This is a genomic window from Pradoshia sp. Z3_51, from assembly GCF_058215915.1.
On sequence record NZ_JBZAJC010000009.1, the window covers coordinates 93694 to 106829 of the forward strand.

Here is a 13136-nt window from a genome sequence, read left to right on the forward strand (position 1 = left end):
GTTTTTAATCGTTTTCTGCATATCTCCAATACGTTATGTTGGATGATGGTATCCTCTCAACCGTACGCTTCAAGAGTAATTTTTTCATTTCCCTTTCAACTTCTTGCTTATCCATTCGGTAAATAAATGTAATCTCATGAGTATTAATAATTTGAAAATCCTTAATACAGTCCTCTAAAGAGGGGAGTGATTGTGCTTTAGGCGGAAATCCTAACATCTCCTCAAGTATTTGAACATAAACTTCATAAGGGTAAGCCCCTGTTACCTTTATACCTTCATCTTCCATCTTTTGATTAAAGAAGACCAGGCTAGGCAGGTCAGTGACATCCATTTCTGATGAGATTTTTAAATCACATTGAAAAGCTTTTATGGCACTTTCTGAATTGATATCACGTGAAAACTCATCACAATCTATCTTGGCTTTATGAGCGCAGGCTAACAATGTATGCCAATTCGATACACTTTTTTGATCAAGAAATAAAGCCTCCTGAATTTTCTTAAAAAAACGATATCCAGCCTTCTTTCCTTGCATTTCTGCAGCTTTAATCGCGATAGGGGTGATATATAACGAGCTTTCAGGATTGTTGATCCAGATATTATCATCACAGGAAATACCCGACCTGTTTGCAGCTGAAAGGAATGATGGAAATGGGTGCTTAGCATTTGTATGCTTTCTTTCCACTTTTTTGCTAAACACATACTTTAAAGCAAAGTAATGTCCATATTCTAATTTCAGTCGTTTTATAATTCGTTCCAGCTCAAAGCAAATTGAACAAGTAGGATCTATAAATAAATAGATTTCTAATGGTTTTTCCAACGGTTTAAAATATTGATGGACAGACAGCCAATCCTGCCATTTTGGAATTGAAGAGTCATGCTTATTCATAACTATCACCTTTTTGCTGGATATCGTTTGTATTTATCATATGCTCAGCTGTTAAGGTAAGTCTGCCCAGCAGATACTCTCTTAAAGGAGAATCTAACTGAATACTATCCATAGCCTTCTCCATACAGCTCAGCCAGGCTTTTGCACGCATAGGTGTAATTTCAAAAGCAAGATGTCTTGCTCTCAGCATGGGATGACCATGTTCCTTAGTATACAAAGAAGGTCCACCAAGAAACTGAGTAAGAAATTGTTTCTGTTTACGAGCTGTCACTGTAAGATCATCTGGAAAAATAGGAGCTAGCAGCGGATGCGAACCCACATGATCATAAAATGCATCTATTAATTCAGATAACCGCTCTTTCCCTAATGCATCATATGGAGTTGGATTTTCTGCCATACATTATTCTCCCTCCATGAGTTGATAAGAATAATTTTAACAAGCAAGACTTGAATTATCCAATATACTGCTTTTTTTCCTGATTTTATAAGATTTTGAAGGGTAGATGCTAGCAGAGAAGCTTAGTAGAAGGTTATTGATAGTTCTTCAATTTGCATATATAAGGGGAAATAAAAAACTGTTCATTTTATGAACAGTTTTGCAGGTTTGGTTATTTTATGCGTAATAGGAAGTCATGACTTTATTTACATAGTTTTGCGTTTCTTTAAAAGGCGGTACACCACCGTATTTATCAACATTTCCTGGACCTGCATTATAAGAAGCTAAGGTCAATTCGATATTTCCATTATATTTAGTCATCATGGATTTAAGATACTTGGTTCCACCCATAATATTATCATAGGGGTCCATGATATTGTTTACGCCAAGAGATGAAGCCGTTTTGGGCATTAGCTGCATTAAGCCTGATGCCCCGGCTGAGCTAATGGCATTTGAATTATAGCCGCTTTCCTGCTGTATGACGGATCTGATTAATTTTTCAGGGACGTGATATTTATTGGAAGCTTCTTTTATAATGTCATCGTAGTCCGTATTCTGATTCATGCTTGCTGTACCAGTAGTTGATTGATTAGTAATTGGGACAGGATTGTACGCAATGGACGGAGAAGACGGAATGCTGCTGTTGATTATAGTTGCCAATGTACCTAATCCTGGATTGGCAGCAAGTGCATTATTCGTAGGAAGGCTGACGGATGTAAGAACTTCATTCAGCATAGCCTGAAATAAATTGGCAGAAGAAGGTGCCTGAGTTACAGAATTAGTATCTGTTGGTCTCAGGGATCCGAGAGCTTGAAGCTGAATAATGGTATATATGTCTCCTACGTTCATTATGTTCACTCCTCAGTATGGTTTAAAATCATTTGATTATAAAAACGTTGAACTTTATTTTCAGTTGGACGAACCGGAATGCCAGCTTCTGATAAAAGCTGATCAAACTCTTTCTTTCCTTGATCAAAGTTGTCTACTTCAAATTCTACCTCATAATCCTCTATTTGGAAATAGGAGCTATTATCTAAAACGAGCAGGCCGCTCATAAAAGGAAGCTCAACCCGTTTTGTTGTCAAGGTACCAAAATAACGAATTTCTTGTGGGTTGATTTTTAGATTTTTTATTCTTTCAGAGATTTTGCTATCAGGGATACCGCCATCTTTTATGATTTTATTAGCTGTATCAGGGTCTATATCCCAGTTGGTTTCCAGTAAGCCTTTTTGATTTTCAAGAGGCTGTTTAAGGGTCATCTCATAAGATGAATTTTTTTCACGTATACGTAGTGCTGAGGTATATTTTTTTAAGTCAAACGTAACTGTGTCAAAGTAATGATTTTTTTGTACTGTAAAATGATCTGGTTTTATTTTGAAACGTTGCATGAGGTGGTTAAATTCCTCAAATGTCAGCAAATTTTTGAATTCAATTTCGATTTGTTCGCTCATATGTACATCCTCCATGATAAACTTATGTATAACTATTATGACTTTTTCATTAGATAACATCAATCTTAGATATCCGTTTAATCTTTGTGTTAAAATGGGTTTGAGCAATTTAGGGTAATAATTAGTACTAAATGTATTCATTAGCATGGTTGAATAGCGATGATCAATTCCTTAAATACATACTAATACATGATAATGTCTTCGATTCTGAGTTTTCCCTTGCTCTCTATAACAAGAATATTGAAAAGTATTACAGGTGGTGGAATCCATGAGTAGAAAATGGGATGAATTTTTAGCCCCCTATAAACAGGCGGTTGATGAGTTAAAGATCAAATTAAGGGGTATAAGAACCCAATGTGACTTAGAAAAAGAACATTCACCAATTGAGTTTGTTACAGGACGCGTTAAACCGATCGCAAGTATCCTGGATAAGGCTTACCAAAAGCAAATTCCTGAGGAAAGACTTGAACTGGAATTACAGGATATAGCCGGTCTTCGAATTATGTGCCAATTTGTGGATGATATAAAACAGGTCGTTATGCTATTACGACAAAGAACTGACTTCGTAATTATTGAAGAAAGAGACTATATTACAAATAAAAAAGCAAGTGGATACCGTTCGTATCATGTAGTTATTGAATATCCGGTTCAAACGATTCACGGAGAGAAAAAAATATTAGCGGAAATACAAATTCGTACCCTTGCCATGAATTTCTGGGCTACGATAGAGCATTCACTTAATTATAAGTATAACGGACAGTTCCCGGAAACATTACGCAATCGCTTAGAGAGATTAGCTGAAGCAGCTTTCCATATGGATGAAGAAATGACACAGATCAAAATGGAAATCCAGGAAGCGCAGCAATATGTCTTTAAGAAGAGGGGGAAATAACACTTTACAGGTGGGGATTATGATGAAATATGCAGTTACGTCTAAAGGAGATACCAAATCCAATCATTTTATGGAGCAAGTGAAGGATCAACTGGATAGTCTGGGTGTTATTTATGATGAGGATCAACCTGATGTTGTTATATCTGTCGGCGGTGATGGAACATTGTTATATGCCTTTCATCGTTATAGCTCACGTCTTGATAAAACAGCATTTATAGGTGTACATACGGGTCATTTAGGTTTTTACGCTGACTGGAGACCTGAAGAGATTACAAAGCTAGCTAATGCTATAGCTAAGACGCCTTACCAAACTGTTGAGTACCCACTGCTGGAGGTTACTGTTCGATACAGTCACGGTGGCAGAGAGTCAAAATATTTAGCCTTGAATGAATCAACTGTTAAAAGTGTGGGGAGCACATTGGTGATGGACGTAGAAATTAGAGGGCAATCCTTTGAGAGGTTTAGAGGAGATGGTTTGTGCGTATCTACTCCTTCAGGCAGTACTGCTTATAATAAAGCCCTTGGTGGTGCTATTATTCATCCTTCCATCCCTGCTGTGCAATTGACGGAAATGGCTTCAATCAATAATAGAGTGTTCCGTACAATTGGATCTCCTCTAATACTGCCAGGTCATCATACCTGTATGATGAAACCAGTAACAAATGATGATTTTCAAATTACAATTGACCATTTAAGTCTTTTGCATAAAGAGGTAAAATCGATTCAATTCAGAGTGGCAGATGAACGAATTCGTTTTGCTCGTTTTAGACCTTTCCCATTTTGGAAAAGAGTTCGTGATTCTTTTGTTACAGAATAAAAAGAAAGTTATAGTAGGTGACCTAAAAGAATGCAATTGTCTTTTGGTCACCTTTTTTACTGAATAAATAATCCTTTAGCTTAAAAAGCTATAAATATGAATAATGAAAAGGAAGGTCTCCATGGTGAAGCCATTTACATTAGAGTGGACAGTAGAAAATCAGGAAAGCAATAAAGTTTTGAGAGAATATTTGGCGGATAAAAAAATATCAAAATCAGCGTTGGCAGATATTAAATTTAAGGGTGGTTATATTTTTGTTAATCAGCAAGAAGTGACGGTGCGATACATATTAAAAACTGGTGATCAGGTTACCGTAATCTTCCCGAAAGAGGTGGGAAGTGAGCAGCTGATAGGTGAGAAGATACCTCTTTCTATTATCTATGAGGATAACTATGTAATGGTCGTCGAAAAACCGGCCGGCATGTCTACAATTCCATCTAGAGAGCATCCAGCCGGTAGCTTAGCCAATGCAATCATTGGCCATTATGAACAAATTGGCCATTCAGCGACCGTTCATATTGTCACAAGATTGGACCGGGATACGTCTGGCTTGGTCTTAATAGCCAAGCATCGCCATATACACCATTTATTAAGTTTGTCTAAATCTATAAAAACGGTGGAGAGAAAATATAAAGCAATCGTCACCGGTGTGATTACACCCTTGGCTGGAACAGTGGAAGAACCTATTGGCCGTATGGATACCAGCATTATTAAACGTGAGGTACGGGAAGATGGCCAATATGCATGCACGGAATATAAAACGCTGCAATTATTTGAACGGTATTCACTTGTGGAATTAAAGCTGCAAACCGGAAGAACGCATCAAATACGAGTACATATGGCACATTTGGGGCATCCGCTAATAGGTGATGATTTATATGGGGAAAGCAGACAACTGATTAAGCGGCAGGCATTACATTGTTATTCGTTGAAATTTCTTCATCCAATAACGGGGAAAGAACTTTCGTTTGAGAGTGAATTACCAGAAGATATGATGCAATTAATATAGGGCTTATGAGTATTTGAGCAGATATATCTATTTTTAAAATAAATAAACTGAGGATAAATAAAGTTTTGCAAATAAGTATTTTAAAAGGAGTGAAAATAATGGTAAATAACATCAAAACAATAGATGAATGGATTGCTGATAATCATTTGAATCCAACCGAAGTTGGTTTTATTGAAACAATCCTTACCTTTGCTTCTACAGTAAGGCATCTCCAACATAAAAAGACAGCTATGAATGAGGCGATCAGGACCATGTTTCCTGATAAAAGAGCTGAAATAACTCCAAAAATAATATACCAAAAACTTGAGAAAATCCTGATAGACAATGACATATCAATTGATTTGGAGACAATGCTCAATCAATACCTTTCACAAGGAGTATGTGTTGACCTATGTAATGAGTTACTTCTGGATCGAGGATAATTCGATTTTTTTAACCAAAAGTTTTCTTGGAAAATAAAAAGGTGCTGAATGTCGCATAATAGGACAATCAGACACCTTTAATTACTAGAATTAATTGTCATAAGTATGAAATTTTTCTGGAACAAGCTGTTGAGAGGAGGTTACTGAGAAAAGGGCCATATCTGGGTAACGCAAAGCAGTTAATTTTCCTCCAAATACAGCTCCTGTATCGATATTGTACGTATTATTTTTAATTCTTGGTTCGCGGACAGGCGTATGCCCATAGACAATAATCGGATCACCTGGATGTCGAAGTGCCCAGTCCCTTCGTTCTGGTCTTCCATCCGGCAGTGTTTTTCCGGTTATATCCCCATATAAAACAAATGTTTTAACACCCTTATGTGTTGCTCCTATAAATTCTTTTTTGATACCGGCATGTGCAAGGACAAGCTTACCTTGATCTAAGACAAGATAAAGAGGAGCTGACTCGTATAATTGCATAAAATGGTCGCGCACCTTCTTTCTTACTGGTTTAGATAAAGCCTCAAGTTCAGCAATCGTTGTCTCTAAGCCATGTACAGCCTTTACTTTATTGCCTAGGAAATAACGATATAGTTTATTGCAATGATTACCCGGTATATATAAGGCAGTTTTCCGTTGTATGGTTAATGACCATACAAGGTTAATCATCTCTATAGAATTAGGTCCTCGATCAGTAATATCGCCTATAAAGACAGGGGTATTTCCGTTTGGATGGACAGGAATACTATCCTCATTAAATTGATAACCCAGTTTGTGGAATAATTCGATACATTCCCCATAACAACCATGTACATCGCCTATACAATCATAGATCATTTGCATCACTTCCTTCTATTACCTCTATATTACCCTTTTTTAAAGGGTTTCAATTATATCTATTTAGGAAATTGTAAAGGGTATGATAGATACGCCTTAAACGACATAAAAAAAGGTATGGTGACCTCTAAAATGGAAATTCAGGAAAGCAAGCAAAGAGATTTACTGCGTTTATTAAAAGAAGAGAACCTCCAACAGTTTCGGATTATATTTTTAGATATTCACCCCTATGATCAGGCAAAGTTTTATGCGAATTTAGAAGAAAAAGAACGGGCAACTGTTCATCACTTTCTCTCACCGGATGAAATGGCAGAGCTAATAGGGAATCTTGCTTATGAATATGAAGAAGAGATTGTAGAGAGAATTTTAGCAGAAATGGATCCTCGATATGCCGCCTCTATTTTAGCTGAAATGCATCCGGATGATGCTGTTGATTTGCTCAGTAATTTGGATAAGGAACAAATAATCAGTTATTTGTCTTTAATGGATGAAGAACAATCGCAAAATATCATGCATTTGCTTCACTATGAGGAATCAACTGCAGGAAGTATCATGACGACTGAATTTATAAGCATTGCAGAGAATCAAACAGTAGGATCTGCCATGAAACTAGTGAGGAAGGAAGCACAGGATGCTGAATTAATTTATTATATTTATGTTATGGATGAAAAGCAAAAATTAACAGGGGTACTATCCTTGCGTGACTTGATTGTGGCAGATGATGATACAATGGTCTTTGAATTAATGAACAAACAGGTCTATTCGGTGAAAGTAAGCGATGATCAGGAAGAAATAGCTCGAAAAATGAGAGACTATGATTTTGTGGCGATGCCGGTTGTTGATTTTCAGCATCATCTGGTCGGCATTATAACATTTGACGATATGATTGATGTTATGTATGAAATAGCTTCCGATGATTATTCCAAATTAGCAGGGGTATCCGATATGGAATACATAGATAAAAGTCCTTTTTCATCTGCCCGTAAAAGACTCCCGTGGTTGATTATATTATTATTTCTAGGCATGATTACCGCTAATTTAATCGGTCAATTTGAAGAAACTTTATCGAAAAAGGCAATTCTGGCGGTGTTCATCCCCTTAATTGCAGGGATGGCTGGGAATACAGGTACACAAAGTTTGGCTGTTATAGTGAGAGGAATTGCTACAGGGCAAATTGAGGATGAAAACAAGCTAAAGCTCCTTTGGCGTGAAGCGGGAACAGGACTTATAACCGGAATATCATGTGGAATCGTGGTTACCATTATCGTTTATGTTTGGAAAGGTGAACTAATTCTTGCTGCCCTCGTTGGTATTTCCATACTGGTAACATTAATTGTCGCCACATTAGCGGGTAGCCTTGTGCCTTTATTGATGCATAAGATGAATATTGATCCTGCTGTAGCCTCAGGACCATTTATTACGACCATTAATGACTTAATAAGTATTCTTATTTACTTTGGAATGGCTACTCTCTTTATGGGTTATCTCACATGATATATTTAGCTGAAAAAACAGAAAATGGTTGCGATTCTTCTTTACTTAGTTTAAATTAGTAGTAGGTACTAATAACTTGTGTTAATTATTTAAGGAGGAATCCTTCCTATGAACTTAAGTATGGATGGGAAAACCATTGTTGTAATGGGTGTGGCAAATAAAAGAAGTATAGCTTGGGGTATAGCTAATTCACTTTACCAGGCTGGTGCTAGATTAATTTTTACATATGCAGGGGAACGAATGGAAAAGAGTGTTTATGACCTTGTAAACAGCTTAGAGGGTGGAGAAGAGACCTTCGTCCTGCCATGTGATGTTACAAAAGATGATGAAATCGAAGGATGTTTTGCTACGATTAGAGAAAAATATGGAAAGATAGACGGGATTGCGCACTGTATTGCTTTTGCCAATAAGGAAGAGCTTAAAGGTGAGTATATGAACACGACGAGGGACGGGTTCCTATTGGCCCAAAATATTAGCTCTTATTCATTAACAGCTGTTGCAAAAGCAGCAAAAGAAATCCTGAATGAAGGGGCTAGTATCGTTACTCTTACTTATCTTGGCGGTGAACGAGTAGTCCAAAACTATAATGTCATGGGTGTGGCCAAGGCCTCACTTGAAGCAAGTGTGAAATATTTGGCTAATGATCTTGGGCCTAACGGCGTAAGAGTAAATTCTATTTCAGCAGGAGCAATCAGAACCTTGTCGGCCAAAGGAGTCGGCGATTTTAATGAAATTCGAAAAGTATTTGAAGAGCGTGCACCTTTGCGCAGACAAGTAACCCAGGAGGAAGTGGGAGACACAGCCCTATTCCTGTTCAGTCCATTGTCCCGGGGAATTACGGGGGAAAATATCCATGTGGATTCAGGGTATCACATCTTAAGCTTATAAATAAAATGACTCTCTATTGCAAGGTGGCTTTGATAACCGCTTTTGAAATAGAGAGTTTTTTTATGAAAAGTGTTACTGTGTAAATCAGTCAATCAATCACCTAAATAAAGTGGAACTGTTCCCCCTTCATTATTGTGTTAAGATCCAATATTATTCTCCTATACAATAAAAATGTTATAAATTTCTAATAAAATGATAGTCAATTGGGAAAAGCTGTGACATAATAAATCATAATATTTTAAATATTTTAATAAATTACATAATAATATTACGCAGGAGGGAATGGCTTGGATGACACTGTGGTTTTAGATGTAAACCATTTAACCGTTTCTTTTATGGATGATGGAAAATTGGTTCCTGCAGTTGAGAATATCGATTTCCAACTTCATAAAGGAGAAATTCTTGGTATTGTTGGTGAATCAGGAAGTGGGAAGAGTTTGACCTCTTTATCCATTATGGGACTGCTTCCACAACCGCCGGCTATTGTTGATCCCCAGGCAGTCATTAATTTTGAGGGAGACAATTTATTAAAAAAATCCGAATCAAAAATGAGGAAAATTCGCGGGGATCGGATATCTATGATCTTTCAGGAACCGATGACTTCTCTTAATCCTTTGTTTACAATCGGCCAACAAATGATTGAAGCATACAGGCTGCATAGAAACAGTAATAAAGTTAAGGCGCGTACTGAATGTATGGAAATGTTAAAGCAGGTAGGGCTGCCTCGGGCTGCTGATTTAATGAAAAATTATCCACATGAGTTATCAGGCGGTATGAGACAGAGAGTTATGATTGCGATGGCCATGGTTTGCAAACCAAACATATTGATTGCAGATGAACCGACTACGGCACTTGATGTTACCATTCAAGCCCAAATTCTTAAGCTGATGAAAGATTTAAATAATCAAACTGAAACATCAATCATTCTCATTACTCATGATCTTGGAGTGGTGGCTGAAATATGCGATCGCGTTCTTGTTATGTACGCAGGAAAAATTGTTGAGAAAGGAACGGTCAGGGATATATTTAAAAATCCTAAACATCCATACACAAAAGGATTACTGAAATCTGTACCCGACATCCGGCAGAAAGATAGTAAATTATATTCCATTCCAGGTAATGTTCCGAAACCAGGAATGATTCAAAATGGCTGTGTATTTGCTCCGCGTTGTGAATATGCCATGCCTGCCTGTGCCACACTGACTCCGGAATTACAAAAGGTGTCTCCCCAATATCAATGGGTAAGGTGCCTATTATATCAGGGACAGGAAGGAGGCATCCATCATGACGGAGCTATTAAAAGTTGAAGGCCTGAAGAAATTTTTCCCTATCAATGGAGGAGTTTTGAGCAGGAAGATTGGTGAAGTAAAAGCCGTTAATGATATATCCTTTCATGTGAAAAAAGGGGAAACTCTTGGGATTGTTGGGGAAAGTGGCTGTGGAAAGTCAACAACCGGCAGATTATTAATGAGATTGATTGACCCAACAGAAGGAAGTATTGTCTTCGAAGATAAGGAAATCATGTCTATGTCAAAAAAGCAGCTTAGACAAGTGCGACGTGATATTCAAATGGTTTTTCAGGATCCTTATGCGTCATTAAATCCGAGGCATTCCGTCCAACAAATATTAGAAGAACCTTTAATTGTTCATGGCATTGGCAATAAGAAGGAGCGGGCAAATAGGGTAGCAGAAATGATAGATGTTGTGGGACTCAGTTCCTATCATTTAAAACGTTATCCCCATCAATTCAGTGGCGGTCAGCGTCAGCGGATCGGTATTGCCCGAGCCCTAATGACAAAACCTAAATTAATTATTGCAGATGAGCCTGTTTCTGCGCTTGATGTATCCATACAGGCCCAGGTACTAAACCTGTTAAAGGATATCCAAAAAGAATTTGGACTTACTTATATTTTTATAGCACATGATCTGGGGGTTGTCAGGCATATTAGTGATCGCGTTGGAGTCATGTATTTGGGGAGAATGGTAGAATTGTCGGGCAGCGAAGAGTTATACGAACACCCTCTTCACCCGTACACACAAGCTTTATTATCTTCAGTACCAATACCAGACCCTGATATTAAACGGGAATCCATCATCTTAACTGGAGACATCCCAAGCGCATCCAATCCACCGAGTGGTTGTGCATTCCATACTAGATGTCAGCATGCAATGGAAGTTTGTAAGACTATTAATCCAGTATACCAAGAAATAAAAGGGGATCATTATGCTGCATGTCATCTCCATGGTGAACATCACAGCAATGATAATAAACAAATATAAGAGGGGGTTTCATATGAAAAAGCTTTTATTGGTTATGGTCAGTATTCTAATGCTAAGCGTTGTACTGGCAGCATGTAATTCTGGCGACAAGGAGACTGAAGGCGGAGGCAGTGAAGAGAAAGGAAATACAAAGGATACACTTGTTTTTGGGCGTGGCGGTGATTCCACTTCGTTAGATCCAATCACGACAACCGAAGGAGAGTCATTTAAAGTCACGATTAATATTTTTGATACACTGCTAACTTACGGTAAACAGGATACGACGCTGCAACCTGGATTGGCTGAAAAATGGGAGGCTTCTGATGATGGTCTTTCATATACATTTACATTGAAAAAAGGCGTTAAGTTTCATGATGGTACTGATTTTAACGCAGAAGCAGTAGTATTCAACTTTAACAGATGGATGAATGGCGATGCTGATCAGTTTCCATATTACAGCATGTTTGGCGGCTATAAAAAAGATGAAGGGCATGTCATTAAGGAAGTAAAAGCGGTTGATGAATCGACTGTTCAATTTACCTTGAAAAGACCTCAGGCGACCTTCCTTAAAAATATTGCAATGAGCTGTTTTGGAATAGCCAGCCCTACTGCAGTTGAAAAAGATGGTGATAAGTTCCGGGAAAATCCAGTTGGTACCGGTCCGTATAAATTTAAAGAAAAAGCAAATGACAAAATCGTTATTGAAAAGAATGAAGATTATTATGTAGACGGAGAGCCAAAATTAAAAACAATTATTTTCCGTACGATTCCTGATAACTCGGCACGTTTGAATTCATTAAAGATCGGTGAGATTGATGTGATGGACGGTGTAAACCCATCAGACCTTGAAACAATTAAAGGAGATGCAAATTTACAGGCTATTGAACGTCCTTCCATGAACGTTGGGTATCTTGGCTTTAATGTAACGAAAAAACCATTTGATAATCCAAAAGTCCGTCAGGCTTTAAGCCATGCCGTTGATAAGCAAGCTATCATTGATGCTTTCTATTTAGGAATGGCAAAACCAGCGAAAAATCCTCTGCCGGATTCAGTGGAAGGCTATAACGATGAAATTCAGGATTATGAATTTGATTTAGATAAAGCAAAAGAATTATTAAAAGAAGCTGGTTATCCGGATGGATTTAAAATGGATCTTTGGGCTATGCCAGTTCCGCGTCCATATATACCAGAAGGAAAGAAAATTGCAGAAGCGATTCAGGCAAATTTTGAAAAAATTGGAGTTAAGGCAGAAATTCAAACTGTAGAATGGGCTACATACCTTGAAAAGGCAGCAGCTGGCGAGTTCCCGGCCTATATGCTGGGCTGGACAGGTGATAATGGAGACCCTGATAACTTTATCTATACATTGCTTGATAAAGATTCAATCGGATCTAACAACTATTCCTATTACGCGAATGATAAGCTCCACGACATTTTAATTGAAGCGCAAACAATTGTTGATCAAGACAAACGGAATGAGCTATATAAACAGGCTCAAGAAATTATCCATGAAGATGCACCGTGGATTCCGCTCGTTCACTCAACGCCTTTGTTGGCAGCATCAGCTGATTTAACAGGACTTGTACCGCATCCGACCGGATCAGATATTTTAAAGAATGTAGAATTCAAGTAAAACTGTGTTAAGTAAGGGCGCCTTTACATGGATGATTCATATAGGGGCGCCTGTTTATTATGGAGGTGCATACAGATGTTTTCTTATACAATGAAAAGGATTCTGTCTGTTA

14 protein-coding genes are annotated in these 13136 nt (G+C 37.8%); 9 read left to right on the plus strand and 5 right to left on the minus strand.

What is annotated here, in order from left to right; all coding sequences use genetic code 11:
• Positions 1–4: 4 nt before the first annotated feature.
• The 4 genes from AC4BHA_RS15220 to AC4BHA_RS15235 all read right to left on the minus strand — a co-directional run bounded on the left by AC4BHA_RS15220 (position 5) and on the right by AC4BHA_RS15235 (position 2773).
• Complete coding sequence (locus tag AC4BHA_RS15220) at positions 5–886, minus strand: ClpXP adapter SpxH family protein (protein ID WP_066101430.1); 882 nt, start codon at positions 884–886, stop codon at positions 5–7.
• Positions 879–1283, minus strand: a complete 405-nt coding sequence (locus tag AC4BHA_RS15225; protein ID WP_490558864.1) for a globin domain-containing protein — start codon at positions 1281–1283, stop codon at positions 879–881. The genes AC4BHA_RS15220 and AC4BHA_RS15225 overlap by 8 nt, the downstream gene beginning before the upstream one ends.
• Before the next feature lie 216 nt (positions 1284–1499).
• Positions 1500–2171 carry a lytic transglycosylase domain-containing protein gene (locus AC4BHA_RS15230; protein ID WP_490558865.1) on the minus strand — a complete coding sequence of 224 codons (672 nt, stop codon included), beginning with the start codon at positions 2169–2171 and terminating at the stop codon, positions 1500–1502.
• Positions 2172–2176: 5 nt separating this feature from the next.
• Positions 2177–2773, minus strand: coding sequence for a CYTH domain-containing protein (locus tag AC4BHA_RS15235; protein ID WP_490551926.1), 597 nt, complete (start codon positions 2771–2773; stop codon positions 2177–2179).
• Between the two features lie 268 nt (positions 2774–3041).
• On the opposite strand from AC4BHA_RS15235, the gene yjbM reads away from it, so the two are divergent.
• From yjbM to AC4BHA_RS15255, 4 genes are all read left to right on the plus strand, one after another.
• On the plus strand, positions 3042–3665 hold the full coding sequence (gene yjbM / locus AC4BHA_RS15240; RefSeq protein ID WP_066101419.1) for a GTP diphosphokinase: 624 nt from the start codon (positions 3042–3044) through the stop codon (positions 3663–3665).
• 22 nt (positions 3666–3687) lie between these two features.
• A complete protein-coding gene (locus AC4BHA_RS15245; RefSeq protein ID WP_066102367.1) occupies positions 3688–4482 on the plus strand; it encodes an NAD kinase in 795 nt (264 codons plus the stop codon).
• A gap of 121 nt (positions 4483–4603) precedes the next feature.
• Positions 4604–5491: an RluA family pseudouridine synthase gene (locus AC4BHA_RS15250; protein ID WP_066101416.1), complete on the plus strand. Its 888-nt coding sequence runs from the start codon at positions 4604–4606 to the stop codon at positions 5489–5491.
• A gap of 98 nt (positions 5492–5589) precedes the next feature.
• Positions 5590–5913 (plus strand): hypothetical protein, encoded by a 324-nt coding sequence (locus AC4BHA_RS15255; RefSeq protein ID WP_490558866.1) that lies wholly within the window; start codon positions 5590–5592, stop codon positions 5911–5913.
• A gap of 90 nt (positions 5914–6003) precedes the next feature.
• Here the strand turns inward: AC4BHA_RS15255 and prpE are convergent, their stop codons facing one another.
• A complete protein-coding gene (gene prpE / locus AC4BHA_RS15260) occupies positions 6004–6750 on the minus strand; it encodes a bis(5'-nucleosyl)-tetraphosphatase PrpE (protein WP_490552015.1) in 747 nt (248 codons plus the stop codon).
• A 132-nt stretch (positions 6751–6882) separates the two neighbouring features.
• Between prpE and mgtE the strand changes: the two genes are divergently transcribed.
• The 5 genes from mgtE (at position 6883) to AC4BHA_RS15285 (ending at position 13024) form a co-directional block, all read left to right on the plus strand.
• Positions 6883–8244 (plus strand): magnesium transporter, encoded by a 1362-nt coding sequence (gene mgtE / locus AC4BHA_RS15265; protein WP_066101407.1) that lies wholly within the window; start codon positions 6883–6885, stop codon positions 8242–8244.
• Positions 8245–8352: 108 nt separating this feature from the next.
• Positions 8353–9132, plus strand: a complete 780-nt coding sequence (gene fabI, locus AC4BHA_RS15270; protein WP_066101403.1) for an enoyl-ACP reductase FabI — start codon at positions 8353–8355, stop codon at positions 9130–9132.
• Between the two features lie 287 nt (positions 9133–9419).
• The gene (locus tag AC4BHA_RS15275; protein ID WP_490558867.1) at positions 9420–10439 is read left to right on the plus strand and encodes an ABC transporter ATP-binding protein; all 1020 of its coding nucleotides are present in this window, start codon (positions 9420–9422) and stop codon (positions 10437–10439) included.
• The gene (locus AC4BHA_RS15280) at positions 10417–11412 is read left to right on the plus strand and encodes an ABC transporter ATP-binding protein (protein WP_490558868.1); all 996 of its coding nucleotides are present in this window, start codon (positions 10417–10419) and stop codon (positions 11410–11412) included. Before AC4BHA_RS15275 ends, AC4BHA_RS15280 begins: the two co-directional genes overlap by 23 nt.
• A 13-nt stretch (positions 11413–11425) precedes the next feature.
• On the plus strand, positions 11426–13024 hold the full coding sequence (locus tag AC4BHA_RS15285) for an ABC transporter substrate-binding protein (protein WP_490558869.1): 1599 nt from the start codon (positions 11426–11428) through the stop codon (positions 13022–13024).
• Positions 13025–13136 lie beyond the last annotated feature (112 nt).

Bases quoted from the DNA above. Each gene is read 5' to 3' on its own strand.
- AC4BHA_RS15220 (WP_066101430.1), bottom strand. From the start codon at position 886: ATGAATAAGCATGACTCTTCAATTCCAAAATGGCAGGATTGGCTGTCT.
- AC4BHA_RS15225 (WP_490558864.1), bottom strand. From the start codon at position 1,283: ATGGCAGAAAATCCAACTCCATATGATGCATTAGGGAAAGAGCGGTTA.
- AC4BHA_RS15230 (WP_490558865.1), bottom strand. From the start codon at position 2,171: ATGAACGTAGGAGACATATATACCATTATTCAGCTTCAAGCTCTCGGA.
- AC4BHA_RS15235 (WP_490551926.1), bottom strand. From the start codon at position 2,773: ATGAGCGAACAAATCGAAATTGAATTCAAAAATTTGCTGACATTTGAG.
- yjbM (WP_066101419.1), top strand. From the start codon at position 3,042: ATGAGTAGAAAATGGGATGAATTTTTAGCCCCCTATAAACAGGCGGTT.
- AC4BHA_RS15245 (WP_066102367.1), top strand. From the start codon at position 3,688: ATGAAATATGCAGTTACGTCTAAAGGAGATACCAAATCCAATCATTTT.
- AC4BHA_RS15250 (WP_066101416.1), top strand. From the start codon at position 4,604: ATGGTGAAGCCATTTACATTAGAGTGGACAGTAGAAAATCAGGAAAGC.
- AC4BHA_RS15255 (WP_490558866.1), top strand. From the start codon at position 5,590: ATGGTAAATAACATCAAAACAATAGATGAATGGATTGCTGATAATCAT.
- prpE (WP_490552015.1), bottom strand. From the start codon at position 6,750: ATGATCTATGATTGTATAGGCGATGTACATGGTTGTTATGGGGAATGT.
- mgtE (WP_066101407.1), top strand. From the start codon at position 6,883: ATGGAAATTCAGGAAAGCAAGCAAAGAGATTTACTGCGTTTATTAAAA.
- fabI (WP_066101403.1), top strand. From the start codon at position 8,353: ATGAACTTAAGTATGGATGGGAAAACCATTGTTGTAATGGGTGTGGCA.
- AC4BHA_RS15280 (WP_490558868.1), top strand. From the start codon at position 10,417: ATGACGGAGCTATTAAAAGTTGAAGGCCTGAAGAAATTTTTCCCTATC.
- AC4BHA_RS15285 (WP_490558869.1), top strand. From the start codon at position 11,426: ATGAAAAAGCTTTTATTGGTTATGGTCAGTATTCTAATGCTAAGCGTT.